This window comes from Solihabitans fulvus (assembly GCF_008386585.1).
In the GTDB taxonomy this organism is placed as follows: Bacteria; Actinomycetota; Actinomycetes; order Mycobacteriales; family Pseudonocardiaceae; genus Solihabitans; species Solihabitans fulvus.
In genome coordinates this window covers 43,319-59,606 of the sequence record NZ_VUOB01000093.1, presented here as the reverse complement: position 1 = coordinate 59,606, position 16,288 = coordinate 43,319, and the positions used below count along the sequence as shown (strand labels likewise).

Genomic DNA, 16,288 nt, shown 5'->3' with positions numbered 1-16,288 from the left:
CACCGGACACGCGTCACTTCGACAGCGACCGGAACGCCAGGTACAGCGGGCCCGGCGAGCCGTCTTCGAGCCGCTGGTTTCCCAGCACCCACAGCGTGTCGGTGCCGGGAACCATGGCAAGCCCCGCCACGGAGACGGACGTGTCCAGTGCCGGTGCGGCGAGCCACCGTCCACCGGACCAGTGATCGATGGCACCGCCGTTGCGCCGCATGGCCAGCCCGAGGACGAGCCCACCTCGGCCGTCCACCGTCGTCTGCACGCCGTCCGAGCCCGGTTGGGCGTCAGGAATCGGCACCTCCCGCCACTGACCGCCGTCCCAGCGCGCGGCCGAGAGAGCCCGATCCGGTTCGTTCAGTTTGTCCCCGTAGATCCACACCTCGTTCGCGCCAACCGCGACGATTCCGCGAACGGCGTCCAAAAAGTTCGGAGCCGACGCCCACGGACTCGGCACGGTGGACCACGTCTGACCGTTCCAGTGCAACAGCTTCTGGACCGTCCAGTACTTGCCCACACCTGTGCCCGCTGCCGCCCACACGTCGTTGGTGGCCCGCGCGGAGATCGCGAAAATGCCCCCGCCCGCGCTGGACGGAACGTCGGAGAGCCGCCACTGCGTGCCGTCCCAGTGCACGGCGAACGAGACCAGCGCGGCATCCGTCATGATGGAGCCGACGGCCCACACATCGTTGGACGACACCGCCGCCACGCCCAACAGACCGGCCATGTGTGCCCCGGCCGGCATCCGAGGGCTGGGGACCTGGCTCCACTGGTGGCCGTCCCAGTGCGCGATCAGGCTGTCCGGGAAGGTGCCGGCGACGGGCGGGTTGCCGCCGACCGCCCACACATCGTTGGACGACACCGCCGCTAGCGCGAAGTACTGGCCGTGCGGCAGCTCGAACTCGCTCAGCCTGTGGCCGTCCCAGTGCAGCGCGACGGTGGCGTCGTCACCCTTGTTCCTGGTGCCGAGTGTCCACACGTCCGAGGCGCTGACGGCCGCGATTCCGCGACCGGACGTCGGTACGATCGTCTGGCCGTACTTGCTGGTGTCCACCACGGTCCACCCGGCCTTGGCGGCCGCTCCCACCTCGGTCTGCTGGTGCCTGCCGACGATCGTGGTAGCGATCAGCAGGCCGGCGACCAGGCCGACCGTGCCGAGGGCGGTGCCGGTGATCGCCCTCCTGCGCCGCTTCCGGCGCACGCTGGTCGCGATCACGTCGTCGAGGTCGACATGCGGAGTGAACTCGTTGTCGACCAACCGCGACAGGTCCACCGCGACTTCGTCCTTGTGCATCAGTAACTCCTCAACGCGGCGTGGCTGTCATCGACGCCACGACGCTGTAGCGCCGCACGAAGGGCTTCGACACCCCTGGCGGCCTGGCTTTTGACAGTCCCCTCTGAACACCGCATAGCGGCTGCGGTCTCGGTCACCGAAAGCTGTGACCAGTAGCGCAGGACGACCGCGGCGCGTTGTCGTGGCGGGACCTCGGCCAGTGCGAGACGAAGCAGTTCCCGGGTGTCGTGCGAACCCATCCGTCGACCGGGGTCGGCGGACTCGTCGGCCGCGTCCGGCAGTTCGCCGTTGCGGTTCTCCGAGCGACGCCACGGCCGCCGCTGCTCGTTGAGCCAGCAGCGCAGCAGCACCTTGCGGACGTAGGCGTCGACGGACTCCGGGTGCCGAATCCTCGGCCAGGCCAGATGCACCTTGATCAGGCAGGTCTGGACCAGGTCTTCGGCGAGGTGTCGATCCCCGCACAGCGCGTGTGCGAGCCGCCCGAGCGGGGCGATCGCGGCTGTGGCGAACCGACGGAATTCGTCGTCGTCACTGGAGTTACGTGGACTCACGAGGGATACACACAATCGGGCTCGGCGGGGTTGCATGACGGATCATGAACGGGCGGATATGTCCGGTTCGCAGTGATTCTCGGCGCGCGGACGCCGACTGACTATTGTGTTGGCCGTTGTCGTCACTGTCGCCGGAGTTGGAGAGTCACCCTGTACGCGACCCGATCGGACACTCCAGTCGGACGTCCCGCCGTCGCACAGGACGCCGACCTGGCCAGACACCTCGGCCGTTACGCCGCCGCGCTGCGTCCCTACGCGCCGTACCGACCGCCGACCGACCGGGAGCGCGGCGAGGCACTGGCCGGGTTCCGCGCGCTGGCCGGCGGATCGGCCGGGCTGGCAGGCGCGTCCCGCGCGCTCGGCCCGCTCGGTTTCACGGTGGGCACTGGGACGGATTCGGTCACCGGACGGCCCTACGCCATGGCGGCCAGCGAGCCGGGGGCCGAGCGCGGGTGGGGGCTGCTGCTGGTGGACCTCGCCGCGGCGGCGCGCAGGCTGATCGAGGTGCCGCACCCCAACTCCGACCTCGACACCGAGCAGCTCGGCGTGCAACTGTACCGCAGGAGCGCCGGGTCGCTGCTGCTGCTGTCGGGCACGCACCGCAGGGTGGACGACGGCGCCGGGGACGTCGCCCACCAGGAGGACTCGCTGTTCCACTCGGCGGCGGTGGAGTTCGCCGGGCGGGGTCTGCCGCAGCTCCAGCTGCACGGCTTCGACGACCAGAGCATGCCCGACACCGATGTCGTGCTCTCGCCAGGCGCTGGCGAGGTCGGACCGGCCGCGCGGCGGGTCGGCGACACGCTGGAGGTGGCCGGCCTGGTCACCTGCCGGACGTGGACCGGCCGGTGCGGCCAGCTGGAGGGCACCCGCAACGTGCAGGGACAGGTCGCCGCCGAGCACGGCTGGGTGTTCCTGCACCTGGAGGTCAGCCGGACCGTGCGCAAGGACCCGACGCGACGGCAGATCTTCGCCGACGCCGTGGCCGGCGCGGACGTCTCGGCGCACGGCGACCAACCGGCGGCTGTCTAAGTGGCTGCGGTCTAAGCGGCGGCGGTCTAGGCGGCGGCGGTCTAGGCGGCGGTCTAGGCGGCGGTCTAGGCGGCTGCGGCGCGAACCGCGCCGAGGGCCTCGGCCACGGCGGCGCGGACCGTCGCGTCGGTCGGCGCCTCGGCTCCCCGCTCCTCCGCCAGGTGCGCCAGGGACGTCATGGTCACGTCGTCAAGGCCGCACGGGACGAAGCCGGCGAACGCCGCGAGGTCAGGAGACACGTTGAGGGCGAAGCCGTGGCTGGTCACGCCGCCCCTGATCCGCATGCCGATCGACGCGATCTTGCAGTGGTCCTCGGTCCACACCCCGACCAGGCTCGGCGAGCCGCGCGGGGTGTCGCGTCGCTTCGCGGAGAACCCGAGCGCGCCGAGCGCCTCGATCAGGCCGTTCTCCAGCCAGCGCACCACATCCGCCGGGCCGCCGCCGCGCACGTTCATGATCAGGTAGCCGATCAGCTGCCCCGGCCCGTGGTAGGTCGCCTGCCCGCCGCGATCCACCTCGACGACCGACAGCGCCGAGGACTCCGCCGGCAGGTCGCCCCGTGGCGTCCTGGGCCCGTAGGTGATCACCGGCGGGTGGCTCAGCAGGAACAGCCGGTCCCCGACCAGCCCGTCCTGCCGTTCCCGCACCCACCGCCGCATCAGCTCCAGCGACCCCCGGTACGGCGTCTCGCCGAGGTCGACCCACGCGAGCGGATCACTCATGTGCCCACCCTATGCCGCGCCGGCCGGCGCTCAGGTGTGCTGGTGGTGTTGACGCAGCAGGGTTTCCAGCCGTCTCGCCTCCGGAGCCCCGATGTCGACGAACAGCGCGTGCGCGTCCCGCAGGTAGGACAGGGCCGCCGTCGTGCCCTCGGCGGCCAGGCCCAGCACGTACAGGGCGTGCGCCTGCAACAGCAGCTGACCGGTCTGCGCGTGGATGAGCAGCGCGTCCCTGGCGTGGCGCGCGGCGAGATCGCGGTTGCCCTGCGCCAGGAACGCCCTGGCAAGGGCCGTCCTCGCCTCGCCATCGAAGGCGCGAAACCCGGTTCCGTCGAGCTGGGTCAGCACGTCCCTGATGTGGTCGACGGCGTCCTCGGCCCGCCCGGCGACCAGCGCGCACTCGGCGAGCCCCAGCAGCGCGCGCACCTTGCCGCGCAACCAGTTCACCTCCACGGACACCCGCAACGCGTTGCGGTGTCGGTCGACGGCCCGTTGGTACTCGCCGAGGCGGAAGTGGATGGTGCCGAGCACGCTGAGGGTCTCGGCCTCCGCGGGCCGGTCGCCCGTCTCGCAGGCGAGCGCCGCCTCGGCGCACTCCATCGCCTCCCGCTGCCGGCCGAGGTCCCGATAGGTCGTGGCGAGGGCGCACAGGGTGATGGCCTCCCCGTGCCGGTCGCCGATCTGCCTGATCAGCCCGAGCGCCGAGGTCAGGTGGTCGACGGACAGCCGCAACTCGCCAAGCTCCCTGCGGTACTCGCCGAGGTTCAGCAACGACATGCCCACCCCGACCGGCGACCCGACCTGGCGGTATAGCTCCATCGCCCGGTCCGCGCACTCGACGGCCGCCGCGAACTGGCCGAGCTGCCAGCGCAGCACGCCGAGGTTGTTCAGGTTGTTGGCCTGGCCAGCCGTCCGGTCGATGCGCCGGTTGATCTCCAGCGCCTGCTCGTAACACGCGATGCCGACGTCGCGCTGCCCGTCCTCCCAGCGCGTGTGCGCGACGCGGGCCAGCGCGTCCGCCTCACCGTCGGGCCACTCGGCCCGCCGGCTGAGCGCGAGCGCCGCCGTGTAGTGCTCCGCGGCCTCGTCGAGGAACCCGGCGAACGCGTGCGCGCGGCCGAGGTCCAGGCGCAGGGCCGTGCGGGCGCGCAGGTCGCCCTCGGTGTCCGCGGCGGCGAGCGCGACCCGCGCCACGGCCAGCCCGTCGACGTTGTACCTGCGCAGCTCCAGGTATCCGCGCAGCGCGTTGCCGAGCAGCCACGCGGACTCGCGGCGGCCGTCGCCGGCCGCGTCGGTGACGGCGGCGATCAGGTTGCCGCGTTCGGCGTCCAGCCACGCGACGGCCTCGCGGTGGTCGCGGAACGCGGTCCCGGCGGCGCCGGGGATCGGCAACCGCACCTTCTCGGGGTACAGCAGCCGGGCCGCGGCGTCGGTGTGGCGCAGGTAGAAGTCGGCGAGCCTGCCGACCGCCTCGGCACGATCGTCGGCGCTGTCGGTGTCGTCGGCGCGGTCCCGCGCGTAGCGGCGAAGCAGGTCGTGGAACGCGTACCGGCCGGGGCCGTGCGCGTCGATGAGGTGCGCGCCGGCCAGCTGGTCGAGCAGCGTGCGGGCCTGCCCCTGCGTGCCGTCGGCGAGCGCGGCGGCGGCCTGCGGAGTGAAGTCCGCGCCCGGCACGAGGCCGAGCAGCCGGAACAGCCGCTGCGCCTCGGGCCGCAACGCCGTGTAGGACAGGTCGAAGGTGGCGCGGACGGCCGCGTCCTCGTCGCCGTCGATCTCCATGGCGGACAACAGATTGCTCGCGTCCAGCTCGGCGAGGTAGTCGGCGATCCTGCGGTGCGGGTCGTTGGTCAGGTTGGCGGCGGTGATGCGCAACGCGATCGGCAGGTGCGCGCACCGCCCGGCGAGCTCCGCGACGGCCGACGGTTCGTCCGCGACCCGCCGCGCGCCAAGGATCCCGGTGAGCAGCGCCCGCGACTCCTCGGGCGCGAGGACGTCGACGGTGATGCGGCGGGCGCCCTCCCTGGCGACCAGCCCGGCGAGCCGGTCACGGCTGGTGATCACCACCAGGCAGCCGGGGCTGGCCGGCAGCAGTGGACGCACCTGGTTGGGGTTGGCGACGTTGTCCAGTACCACGAGAACCCGCTTGTCCGCCAACAGGGTCCGGTACAGGCCGGCGGCCTCGTCGACGTCGATGGGCACCTGGTCGGCGGCCACGCCGAGCGCCCGCAGCAGCTGCGCGAGGGCGGGCAGCGGGGCCAGCGGCGGAGCCTTTGTGTAGCCGCGCAGGTTTAGGTAGAGCTGCCCGTCGGGAAACCGGTCCCGCACGTGGTGCGCCCAGCGCACGGCGAGGGCCGTCTTCCCGACACCGGCGGTGCCGGCGATCGCGGTGATCACCACGGCCGAGGTGTCCTCGGGCCGGGCGACCAGCTCGTCCAGCTGCCACAACAGTTCGGTGCGGCCGACGAAGTCGGGCACGGCCGGCGGCAGCTGCGCCGGCGGCGGGCTCCGGTGCCCGTTGTCGGCCTGCTCCTGCGGCGCGGCGGCCGGCCAGTCGAGGACGGGGTCGTTGCGCAGGATCGCCAGTTCCAGGTCGCGCAGCTCGGCGCCGGGGTCGATGCCCAGCTCCTCGCCGAGGTGTTGCCTGGTCTGTCGGGACAGGTCGAGCGCGGCGCTGGCCTGCCCGCTGCGGTAGCGGGCCAGCATCAACTGGCCAACCAGCCGTTCCCTGGTGGGATGGGTGTCCACGAGGGCGGTCAGCTCGTCGAGGGTGTCACGGTGCTGGCCGAGACGAAGCCGCGCGTCGAGTCGGTCCTCGACGGCCACGAGCCGGGCCTCGTCCAGCCCGTGGCAGAGCTGCTCGCGGATCTGGGCACTCGCCGCGCCGGCCAGCGCGGGCCCCGACCAGAGTCCGACGGCCCGGTCGAGCAGGGCCAGCCGGTCCTCGTCGGTGGCCGCCTCCCTGGCCTGGTCGACCAGCGCCCGGAAGCGGTGCACGTCGATCGAGGCGGGGTCGGCGCGCAACAGGTAGCCCGACCCCTGGGTGACCAACTCGACCCGCCCGTCGGCCCCGGCCAGGATCGCGCGGAGCCGCGAGATGCACACCCGGATGGCGTGTTCGGCGGTGCGCGGCGGCGAGACCGGCCACACCAGGGCGACCAGCCGGTCGACCGGCACGAGCCGGTTGACCTCCAGCGCCAGCACGGCCAACACGAGCCGCTGCTGACGTGGCCCGAGATTGACGACACCGGCCCCTGTGTGCGCCTCGACCGCCCCCAGCAACCGAAACTCCACGCGCCCCCCTAGAGCGTCCCAAACACCCCGGGCCGGTGTCGTCACCCCTACAAGACACCGCGACACCCACACAGATACACCGCACCGACAATCAACCGGCAATCAACCCGCGTCCGTCGGCCGACCACCCAACGGTAAGGCACCCCGGTGCGGCGCGATCGGCTGCGTCGAGTCCCGCTGCGTCGAGTCCCGCTGCATGGAGCCCCGCTGCGTCGAGTCCCGCTGCATGGAGCCCCGCTGCATGGAGCCCCGCTGCGTCGAGTCCCGCTGCATGGAGCCCCGCTGCATGGAGCCCCGCTGCATGGAGTCCGGCTGCATGGAGTCCGGCTGCATGGAACCCGGTTGCGGCGAGCCCTCCGTGGTCGGGTTCGCCCGCAGCAACGCGTGGCTCTCCTTCGACCCCGGGCGCGTGCGGTACCACATGGCCCACCCGAGGATCAGCCCGATGGCCGCGAACTCCACGACCTGGGAGAGCGCCGCCGTGACATCGATCGGCAGCAGGTAGATCAGCGCGATCCGCAGCACCGACTCCGCGATCAGGCCCGCACCCCAGACCAGCGACGACACCAGGTACACGCGGCGTAGGCCGGCCTCCCGCTCGAACAGCCCGTCCCAGCGCGCCGCCTCGGCCGGGTCGGTGGCGCGGAACTTCTTGCTGATCGCGAACATCGCCGGACGGCCGAACGCGCAGCTGATCAGGATGGCCAGGCCGATCACCGTGCTCATGGCCGGGTCCTTGGCCAGCAGGAACCGCTGATCCCCGGTGAGGGTCGACAGCGCGAGGCCGCACGCGTAGGAGACGAGCATGAAGGCGGCGACGGTGTCGATCCTCCTGTTCCGCAGCACCGTGTACAGCACGCGTAAGGCGGCCAGCGCTGTCGCCGCGACCAGCGAGACGTAGGTGTCGAAGCCCAGCGCGTGCAGACCGTAGTAGGCCGCCGGGGACAGCCCGACGTCCAGGAGCAGCGGGATGAGTCGCCTCATGACACACCCCGCACCGTGCTCGCGCCGACCGGGCGCGGCGCTGTTTCTGGGTCGGTGAGCACCGAGCGGACCTCGGCGGGGCCGGTCACCAGCCACGTCGAGGAACCGTTCGGCAGCAGGACCCCGGACACCGGCTGGTCGACGCGCAGCCAGGCGTCGTCGGCCGGCTGCGCGCACGGACCGGTCCGGCGTATCCGGAATCCGCGTGCGGTTGTCGTCGTCATGGAACGCTCCTCTGTGGACGGTGCAGCTCTGTCTGCACCGGAATGACGTTAGGAGCGGACCTGGTCGGCGAGAACCTCCCCACGGTGGAGATGGGGTGGAGATTCCGGAGCCTCTTTCTCAACCCGACGACTCAACCCAGCGGTTTAACTCGTTGGTGTGACGTGGAAGGAGTAGTCGCCGGGCTTGGCCGTGTTCGACCACACCAACAAGGTCCGCTGTCCCTGGCTGGTCCTGGCGGCGGCCGGCACCGACCGGGTGCGCCCGTCGCCGAGCAGCAGCAGCCCGCGGTCGGGCAGGTACGTGTGGTGCCCATCGAGCGTCCAGCCGTGCCTGGTCGCCTGCTCGATCGGGCCGCCGTCGAGGCGGTCGCCCGCGTACGCCAGCCGCAGCCGACCGCCGGCCAGCGGCACGGCGACGACCGGGTTGTCGGACAGGCACGGGACGGCGCCGAGGTCAGGGCACTGCCCCGGCGCGGTCGCCTCGGTGGAGGCCGTCGTCCTGCCGCGCACCATCAGGTACGTGACGGTGCCACCGGCCAGCGCAGGCACGACGACGGCCGCGATCCACACTCGCTTGCGAGAGCGTTGCCGCGTAACCATTCTGTCCCCCATGACGTGGCTTGTCCGGTCAGTGCGTGGGGGTCTCGTCCACCGAGGGCACGGTGATCTGCACCGGCATGCCGTAGTCGTAGTACTCGACGGTCACCTTGGCCGTGGCGTCCTTGCCGCCTTCGGACTTCGTCTTCATGCTGGACTGCACCCGCGCGACCAGGCCGCTCCCGTCGATCCAGACGTCGTACGGTTTCGGCGCGAGCGCCGAGTCGGATCCGGCCGAAGCGCTCGGGGCCACCTTCTTGGTGAGCTCCGACAGCGAGTCGTAGAACGCCTTCAGCTCGGGATGCTGGTCCAGCAGCTTCTTGGGATCCACGGTGACCTTGTAGTGGGTCGTGGCCGTCCCCCGGACCGTGTCGGAGCCCACCTGCGAGGAGTCGGTCGCGCCGGCGAGCAGGTCGAGGTAGTTGCTCAGGTCGGTGCCGCCGCCGGGTCCGGCCAGCTTCGACAGGTCGAACTTGATCCAGTGGCCGCCCTCGCCGCCCACCGCCATCTGGAGGTACGCGGTCGAGCCGTCCATGACGGTCACGGTCTTGGCGTTCGGACGGCCCGACTCGCCGCCGCCCATGGTCATCTCCGCCGTGGACCGGTGGTTGGCGAAGTCGATGGCGCCGGTGCCCGAACCGATCGTCACCGACTGCGTGCCGTCGTCGGTCTCCATCGTGTAAGCGGCCTTCACCGAGCCGGCCTTGCGGCTGGCGTCGGACGCGCCGGCCAGCGCGCCGTCGGCCCTGCCCGGCTCGGTGGATGCCATGGTGTCCTGCGGTTCCTTCGTCTCCGCCGGCGCACCGCTTGCCGTGGGTGTCGCGCCTGCTCCAGCGGTGTTCCCCGTCGCCGAGCCGCCGACGTTGGTCGGGCCGCAGCCCGCCAGCGCGAACGCGGCCAGCACAGCGGGTCCCGAGACGGCCAGCCGCGCCCGCGTGCCGATTCCCTGCCTACTCACGTAGTCCCCCTCATTCCTGTTGACGCGGTATCCCCGGCGCGACACACCGCTCCTGATGTGTGACCGCCCGTGACCGCCCTTCACCCCAACTGCCCCAGGGCACAGAGTCAGGGCGGCCGCCAAAGATTCGCCAAAGGACACGAGATGGAGGGTTCGCGTCGATGGAGTTCCGCGTGCTGGGGCCGCTGGAGGTGCACGCCGACGAGGCGGTGCGACTTGGCGGCCCACGGCCGAGAGCACTGCTCGGCGTCCTGCTGGTGCACGCAGGCCAGGCCGTGTCCGCCGAGCACCTGATCGACCAGGTGTGGGGCGAGCGTCCGCCGGCCACCGCGACCGCGAGCCTTCAGATGCACGTCTCGGCGCTGCGCAAGGTGCTCGGCGCGCGGCTGGTCACCACCCCGTCGGGATACCGGCTGGACGCGACGGCCGATGAGGTGGACGCGCCCCGCTTCGAGGCGATGGTCGGGCAGGCGCGCGACCACCTGCCGGAGCGCCCGGCCAGCGCCGCCGCCGGGCTGGCCGCCGCGCTCGCGTTGTGGCGCGGCGAGCCCTACGCGGGCGTGCCGGCGGGCTCGGACGTCGAGGCGCACCGGCGGCGGCTCGCGGAGCTGCGGCTGGCCGCGCAGGAGGACCGGCTCGACGCCGAGCTGGCCGTGGGACGGCACGCGCACGCGGTGTCCGAGCTGGCCGGGTTGGTGGTCGAACACCCGACCCGGCAGCGGCTCGCCGGCCTGCACCTGCTGGCGCTCTACCGCTGCGGACGCACTGCCGACGCGCAGGCCGCGTACCTGCGACTGTGCCGCGCGATGGATGCCGAACTCGGCGCGGAGCCCGCGGCCGAGGTCGCCGCGCTGGCCAGGGCGATCGACCGCCGCGACCCGACGCTGGACCCGCCGTCGCCGGTGCCGCGCCAGCCCAGCCGGTTCGTCGGCCGCCGGCACGAGCTGGAACGGCTCGCCGACCAGCTCGGCCGGGCCAGCCTGCTCACCGTGACCGGGCCTGGCGGGGCAGGGAAGACTAGGCTGGCCATGGAACTGGCCCGCGACACCGCGGCCGATCATCCCGACGGCGTGCACGTCGTCGAGCTGGCGTCCGCGCAGCCAGGCAGCTCCGTCGCCGAGCGAGTGGCCGCCGCGCTGTCGGTCCAGGCCGGGGCGGGCGAGTCCGCCCTCGACGCGCTCGCCGGGCACCTGCGCGGCGCGCGGGCGTTGCTGGTGCTGGACAACTGCGAGCACCTCGTGGACGACTGCGGGCGGGTGGTCGCCGACCTGCTCGGCCACTGCGCGGGCCTGCGGATCCTGGCGACCAGCCGCGAACCCCTTGGCGTTGCCGGGGAACGGGTGTGGCCGCTGGCGGGCCTCGCGGTGCCGGCTGCTGGCGATGACCCGGACGTGGCCGCCCGCACCGAGGCCGTCCGGTTGCTGGCCGACCGGGGCGACGCCGCGCGGCCGGGATTCGTGGTGCGCAGGGAGAACGCGTCCGTCGCCGGCGAGCTGTGCCGGCGGCTGGACGGGTTGCCGCTGGCCATCGAGCTGGCCGCGGCGCAGCTGCGCACCCTGTCGCTCGACGAGGTCGCGACGCAGATCGGCCGGCGGCTCGGCGGGCGGCTCGGGTTGGCCGACCGCCGCGCGCGCACCGCGCCGGACCGGCACCGCACGATGCGCGCCGCCATCGACTGGAGCCACGACCTGCTCGCGACCGACGAGCGGGAGATGTTCCGCAGGCTGTCGGTCTTCGCCGGGGGCTGCGGGGCCGAGGCCGCCGAGCGGGTCACCGGACAGCCGCACGACGTGCTCGAACGCCTGGTGGACCGGTCCGTGCTGGTCGCCGAGCCGCACGCGGACGGCATGCGGTACCGGATGCTCGAACTGGTGCGGGAGTACGCGACCGAGCGCTTGCTCGATGCCGGCAACGGCGAGCTGGCCACGGGGTTGCGCCGCCGGCACGCCGAGTGGTGCGCCGCGCTCGCCGGCCAGGCCGTGCAGGCCGGTGCCGAGCACGCCGCGTGGATGCGCCGCCTCGCGGCGGAGGAGCCGAACCTGCGTGCGGCCGTGCGATGGTGCCTCGGGGTCGGCGGGGACGCCGAGTGCGCGCTGCGGATCGTCGCGCCCCTGTGGTGGTACTGGGCGCCCAACGGTCTCGCCGCCGAGGCGCTCGGCTGGCTACGGCAGGCGATGGTGGAGGCCGAGCGAGTGCCCGCGCCGCTGCGCGCCAGGACGCTGCGGGCCGCGGCGAGCCTCGCCAGGCACTGCGGCGACCCCGCCGAGGCGCGCACGCTCGGCGAGCGATCCCTTGCGACCTACCGGGAACTCGGCGACGCGGTGGCCGTGGCCGGTGCCCTGAACGGCCTGTGTTTCACCGCGTTCGCGCTGCGAGACTTCGCCGAGGCGCTGCGGTGCGCGGAGGAGGCCCTTGCGGTGGCCGAGCGGGCGGGCGACGACCTCCAGACGGCCTCCGCCCTGATCAACAAGGCCCTGTCGCTGCGCGCACTGGACCGCTCGGGCGGCGTCGTGCCGATGATGGTCGAGGCGCGGCAACGGTTTCGGGCCATCGGCGAACGCAACGGCGAGGCGGCCGCTCTCGCCGGTCTCGCGATGATGGCGCGGCGCAACGGCGAGGTGGCCGAGTGTCGGCAGCTGGCGCTCGCCAGCCTCGCCGCGTACCGCGAGGCAGGCCAGGTCGAACGGCAGCTCGCGTTGGTGAACGAGCTCGCGATGGTGGAGTTGGCGCAGGGGCGGCCGGCTTCGGCGTTGCGACTGCTGGCCGTCACCGCGCGGGAACGCGGGCGGCTGCGGTCACCGCTGGTGATGACGGACGAGATCGCCGAGGAGGAACGCTGCTGGGCCGACACGAGGGCGGCGCTCGGCGACCGCGCCGCGACGGTGATCGCCTCGGCGCGGACGGTGTCCCTGCGCACGGTCGTCGCCGACCTGCTCGACGGAGCCGGTCACGCGACGACGCCGTAGTGGTGGCCGGGCCGCGCGCTCCGGTAGGTCCGGGCACCAGATCCCGGTCGCTCAGGACAGGTTCTCGTGTCTGGCCACCAGGGCCCGCAGGGTGGCGATCTCCTCGGCGAGCGCCCTGCGGCCGGCCGAGGTGACCCGCACCCAGGTCTTGGGCCGCTTGCCGTCGTAGCCCTTCTCCACGTCGAGCAGTCCGGCCTCCGCCAGAACCGTGATGTGCCGGGAGAGGTTGCCCTTGGTGAGGTCCAGGTTCTGTTGCAGGTAGCCGAACTCCACCCGCTTGGCCTCGGCGGCGATGGTCAGGATGGCCAGCCTGTGCTTCTGGTGGACCACATCGTCGAGCCCGGCGGTGGGATGGTCACTCACGCCGAGACGCCTTCCGCGCGGACCACGCGGCGATGCCGCCGCCGACGATCAGCACGGCGGCCGGCAGCAACAGGTTCGCGAACACCTCACCTCGCGGATTCAGGTAGTCGACGTGGAAACCGAATCGATAGAACACATTCTCCATGTTGTAGAGGTTCGCCAGCAGGGCGGCAGCCGTGAACAGCGCCGCGATGACCGCGCAGAAGGCGCTGCGCTCGATCGCGGCCACCGCGAGCAACGCGACGGAGAGCAGCAACAGCGGCGCATGACCATGCCCGAAGGCGGCCTCGAACACGATGGTGATCGACATCAGCGCGACGACCACGCCGACCGAGGCGAGCGCGACGCGCCAGGCCGGGCGAGGGCCCCCGCCTCGAACCCACAGCGCGACGGTAGTGCCGGCCGCCGCGAGCACGAACACCTCCACGCTGATCCAGAAAGCCGTGTTTGAGTAGAAGTACGAGCCAGGGAACAGCAGTACGAGCGCCTGCCCGAGAATCAGCGGCACGACACCGAGCAGGAACAGCAACCCCACCGACCCGGCGAGCACGACCAGCCTGGTCGGCGTCTCGACACCGACGCGTCGGGCGCGCCACCGGTACCACCCGACGGTCCCCGCGAGCCCCAGCACCACGACCCCAAACCAGTACCAGGAGACGCCCATCGGGTTCCCGATCTCGCGCCCGTTGCCCGGCCCGAACATGTACAGCGGCTCAATCGTGAGCCCGAACACCTTGATCTGCCCGGGGAAGAGGCCATCGGCCGACACCTGCACGCGCGGCGGCGGCCACTCCGACGGCGGTAGGTACACCAGCGGCGCGGCCAGGATCAGCACTCCGAACACCAGCAGCGGTAACCAGTAGCCGTGCCGGTCGCGGCGTGCCCTCGCGCGGTACTCGGCCAGGTCGTGCAGCAGTCCTGCGGCGGAATCGGTCGACATGCCTGCCCCCTCGATGCGGTTGGTCGCCGCATCAGGTTTGCATCGCAAACCAGTCTGCGTCAATAGTCGACCGAGAGGGACCGATGCCCCCGCGCGACCCTTCGGTCACGGCGGGGGCATCGACGATCCGTTCAGGGGAGTTCGACGACCTGCGCGGCGTAGGACAGCCCTGAGCCGAAACCCATCAGCAGCGCCAGGTCTCCGCTGTGCGCGGCGTCCGAACTCAGCAGCGCCTCCATGGCGAGCGGGACCGACGCGGCGGAGGTGTTGCCGTCCCACACGACGTTGTGCGCGACGGCAACGTGTTCTGGCAATTTCAGCGACTTCGCCAGCGAGTCGGTGATCCTGCGGTTGGCCTGGTGCGGGATGAACGCGCCGAGGTCCTCAACCGTGACGCCGGCCGCCGCCAACGCCTGCTGCGCCACCTCCACCATCGAGGTGACCGCCCACCGGAACACCTCGGGGCCGGCCATCCGCAGCGTCGGCCACGGCGCGGTCGGATCGCGGCGCAGCTCAAGGAACGAGTCCTGCTTGATGGCGTCGCCACGGGATCCGTCCGCGCCCCAGATCGTCGGGCCGATGCCGGGGCGGGTGGCCGGGCCGAGCACCACGGCCCCCGCGCCGTCGCCGAAGATGAACGCGGTCGAGCGGTCGGCCGGGTCGATGATGTCGGACATCCGCTCGGTGCCGACCACCACCGCGTAGCGCGCCGAGCCGACCCGGATCGCATCGCTGGCCATGGAAACGCCGTAGCACAGCCCGGCGCAGGCCACCCCGATGTCGGCGGCGCCTGCCTCGGTCGCGCCGATCCGGTAGGCCACCTCGGCCGACAGCGGCGGCGCCTGGTTCAGGTTGGACATGGTGGCCAGCAGGACGAGCGAGACGTCCCTCCCGTCGATACCGGCCTGGCTCAACGCCTTCTCGGCCGCGGACACCGCCATGTCGCCGAGGCTCTCGGTGTCGTCGGCGAAGCGACGCGTGCGAATGCCCGACCTGGTGACTATCCATTCGTCACTTGAGTTGATCGGCCCAATAACCTCGGAGTTCGGCACCACCCTGGTGGGGCGGTACACCCCCACGCTGAGGATGCGGCTGTGCTGCTGGGCGTTGGCGATGCGCAGACTCATGATCCCTCCCCGCCGGATTCCGCCAGTGCGGCGGAGAAAGCTTCTAGCAGCCAACCGATCTCGTCGCCGGACAGCACGGCGGGTGGGCTGAACCGCACAACGTTGTCCGCTGCCAACGGGTTCGTGACGATCACCCGGCGCGCCATGAGCGCCTGGACGAACCGGCCGGCCGCGCGTGGTTGACCGAACTCGATCCCGATCAGCAGGCCACGGCCGCGGATCTCGCGGACCGCGTCGCCGCCCGCCTCCCACACCGCGTTGGACATCTGGGTGAGCAGCGACTCGCCGAGCGTCGCCGCGCGACGCACCAGGTCCTCGCGCTCGATCACGTCGATCGCGGCGAGCACGGCGGCCATCGCGATCGGCGCGCCGGAGAACGTGGAGCTGTGCAACCGGGGCGCGCGGTCCAGCGGCGCGAACACCTCGTCGGTGGCCAGCACCGCGCTGACCGGCATCACTCCGCCGCCGAGTCCCTTGCCGGTCAACAACATGTCCGGCACGACGCCCTCTGCCGTGCAGCCCCACCACTCGCCGAGCCTGCCGAGGCCGGTCTGGATCTCGTCGACGACGAGGTACGCGCCGGCCGCCCTGCACGCCTCGGCGACCGCCGCGAGGTATCCCGGCGGCGGAATCCGCACGCCGCCCTCGCCCTGCACCGGCTCGACCACCACGCACGCCTTGTCCTCGCTCGCGGCGAGCGCGCGGTTCAGCTCGTCGATGTCGCCGAACGCGACCTTGTCGACGTCGGGCAGCAGCGGGCGGAACGGCTGCTGGAAGATGGGCCGGTTGGTGATGCTCAGCGCGCCGAGCGTCTTGCCGTGGAAACCCCGGTCCATGGCGATGAGCCGACGTCGTCCGCCCGCCCTGGCGAGCTTGATCGCGGTCTCCACCGCCTCGGCGCCCGTGCTCGCGAAGTAGACGTGCTCGAGGCCGGCCGGAGCGGTGCCGGCGAGCCGCTGCGCGGCGTAGGCGAGTTCCGCGGACAGCAGCGATCTGGTCGCCAGCGGGTGCCGGTCGAGCTGGTCGTGCACCGCCTTGAGCACGTCGGGGTGTCGGTGGCCGAGGAGGAAAACCCCGTAGCCGCCGCAGTCCAGGTACTCGCGGTCCTGTTCGTCCCACACCCGCGCGCCTGCCGAGCGCACCTCGACCGGCAGGTCGACCTGCGCGGCCAGCTTGGCGGTCGCCCGCCCGAGGTGGCGGTCGTAGAGCTTGAGAACCTCGTCGCGATCGGGAAACTCGGGAGTCATCTCC

Annotated in this window: 14 protein-coding genes; 2 read left to right on the top strand and 12 right to left on the bottom strand. The window is 72.2% G+C overall.

Annotation, left to right across the window (positions count from 1 at the left end; genetic code table 11):
* Positions 1-13: 13 nt before the first annotated feature.
* Together F0L68_RS39175 and F0L68_RS39170 are read right to left on the bottom strand one after the other, a co-directional pair.
* Positions 14-1,288, bottom strand: a complete 1,275-nt coding sequence (locus F0L68_RS39175) for a hypothetical protein (RefSeq protein ID WP_149854985.1) — start codon at positions 1,286-1,288, stop codon at positions 14-16.
* Positions 1,288-1,839: a SigE family RNA polymerase sigma factor gene (locus F0L68_RS39170; RefSeq protein ID WP_223199546.1), complete on the bottom strand. Its 552-nt coding sequence runs from the start codon at positions 1,837-1,839 to the stop codon at positions 1,288-1,290. The genes F0L68_RS39175 and F0L68_RS39170 overlap by 1 nt, the downstream gene beginning before the upstream one ends.
* Before the next feature lie 378 nt (positions 1,840-2,217).
* Here F0L68_RS39170 and F0L68_RS39165 point away from each other — a divergent pair, with 378 nt between their 5' ends.
* Positions 2,218-2,868: a hypothetical protein gene (locus tag F0L68_RS39165; RefSeq protein ID WP_149854983.1), complete on the top strand. Its 651-nt coding sequence runs from the start codon at positions 2,218-2,220 to the stop codon at positions 2,866-2,868.
* Positions 2,869-2,933: 65 nt separating this feature from the next.
* Here F0L68_RS39165 and lipB read toward each other — a convergent pair whose 3' ends face one another.
* The 6 genes from lipB to F0L68_RS39135 all read right to left on the bottom strand — a co-directional run bounded on the left by lipB (position 2,934) and on the right by F0L68_RS39135 (position 9,641).
* Positions 2,934-3,590, bottom strand: coding sequence for a lipoyl(octanoyl) transferase LipB (gene lipB, locus F0L68_RS39160; protein ID WP_149854982.1), 657 nt, complete (start codon positions 3,588-3,590; stop codon positions 2,934-2,936).
* Positions 3,591-3,620: 30 nt separating this feature from the next.
* A complete protein-coding gene (locus tag F0L68_RS39155; RefSeq protein WP_188317078.1) occupies positions 3,621-6,878 on the bottom strand; it encodes an AfsR/SARP family transcriptional regulator in 3,258 nt (1,085 codons plus the stop codon).
* A 102-nt stretch (positions 6,879-6,980) separates the two neighbouring features.
* On the bottom strand, positions 6,981-7,862 hold the full coding sequence (locus F0L68_RS39150) for a VC0807 family protein (RefSeq protein WP_149854980.1): 882 nt from the start codon (positions 7,860-7,862) through the stop codon (positions 6,981-6,983).
* Entirely contained in the window at positions 7,859-8,086 is a 228-nt protein-coding gene (locus F0L68_RS39145; protein WP_149854979.1) for a hypothetical protein, read from the bottom strand. The genes F0L68_RS39150 and F0L68_RS39145 overlap by 4 nt, the downstream gene beginning before the upstream one ends.
* Before the next feature lie 144 nt (positions 8,087-8,230).
* A complete protein-coding gene (locus tag F0L68_RS39140; protein WP_149854978.1) occupies positions 8,231-8,686 on the bottom strand; it encodes a hypothetical protein in 456 nt (151 codons plus the stop codon).
* Between the two features lie 28 nt (positions 8,687-8,714).
* Positions 8,715-9,641, bottom strand: coding sequence for an SCO4651 family lipoprotein (locus tag F0L68_RS39135; RefSeq protein WP_149854977.1), 927 nt, complete (start codon positions 9,639-9,641; stop codon positions 8,715-8,717).
* A 161-nt stretch (positions 9,642-9,802) separates the two neighbouring features.
* Between F0L68_RS39135 and F0L68_RS39130 the strand changes: the two genes are divergently transcribed.
* Positions 9,803-12,607, top strand: coding sequence for an ATP-binding protein (locus F0L68_RS39130; protein ID WP_149854976.1), 2,805 nt, complete (start codon positions 9,803-9,805; stop codon positions 12,605-12,607).
* A gap of 51 nt (positions 12,608-12,658) precedes the next feature.
* Here the strand turns inward: F0L68_RS39130 and F0L68_RS39125 are convergent, their stop codons facing one another.
* From F0L68_RS39125 to F0L68_RS39110, 4 genes are all read right to left on the bottom strand, one after another.
* Entirely contained in the window at positions 12,659-12,970 is a 312-nt protein-coding gene (locus F0L68_RS39125; protein WP_149854975.1) for a transcriptional regulator, read from the bottom strand.
* A complete protein-coding gene (locus F0L68_RS39120) occupies positions 12,963-13,910 on the bottom strand; it encodes a hypothetical protein (protein ID WP_149854974.1) in 948 nt (315 codons plus the stop codon). Before F0L68_RS39120 ends, F0L68_RS39125 begins: the two co-directional genes overlap by 8 nt.
* A 131-nt stretch (positions 13,911-14,041) precedes the next feature.
* Complete coding sequence (locus F0L68_RS39115; RefSeq protein ID WP_149854973.1) at positions 14,042-15,037, bottom strand: beta-ketoacyl-ACP synthase III; 996 nt, start codon at positions 15,035-15,037, stop codon at positions 14,042-14,044.
* Positions 15,034-16,284 (bottom strand): aspartate aminotransferase family protein, encoded by a 1,251-nt coding sequence (locus F0L68_RS39110; protein WP_149854972.1) that lies wholly within the window; start codon positions 16,282-16,284, stop codon positions 15,034-15,036. Before F0L68_RS39110 ends, F0L68_RS39115 begins: the two co-directional genes overlap by 4 nt.
* Between the last annotated feature and the right edge of the window lie 4 nt (positions 16,285-16,288).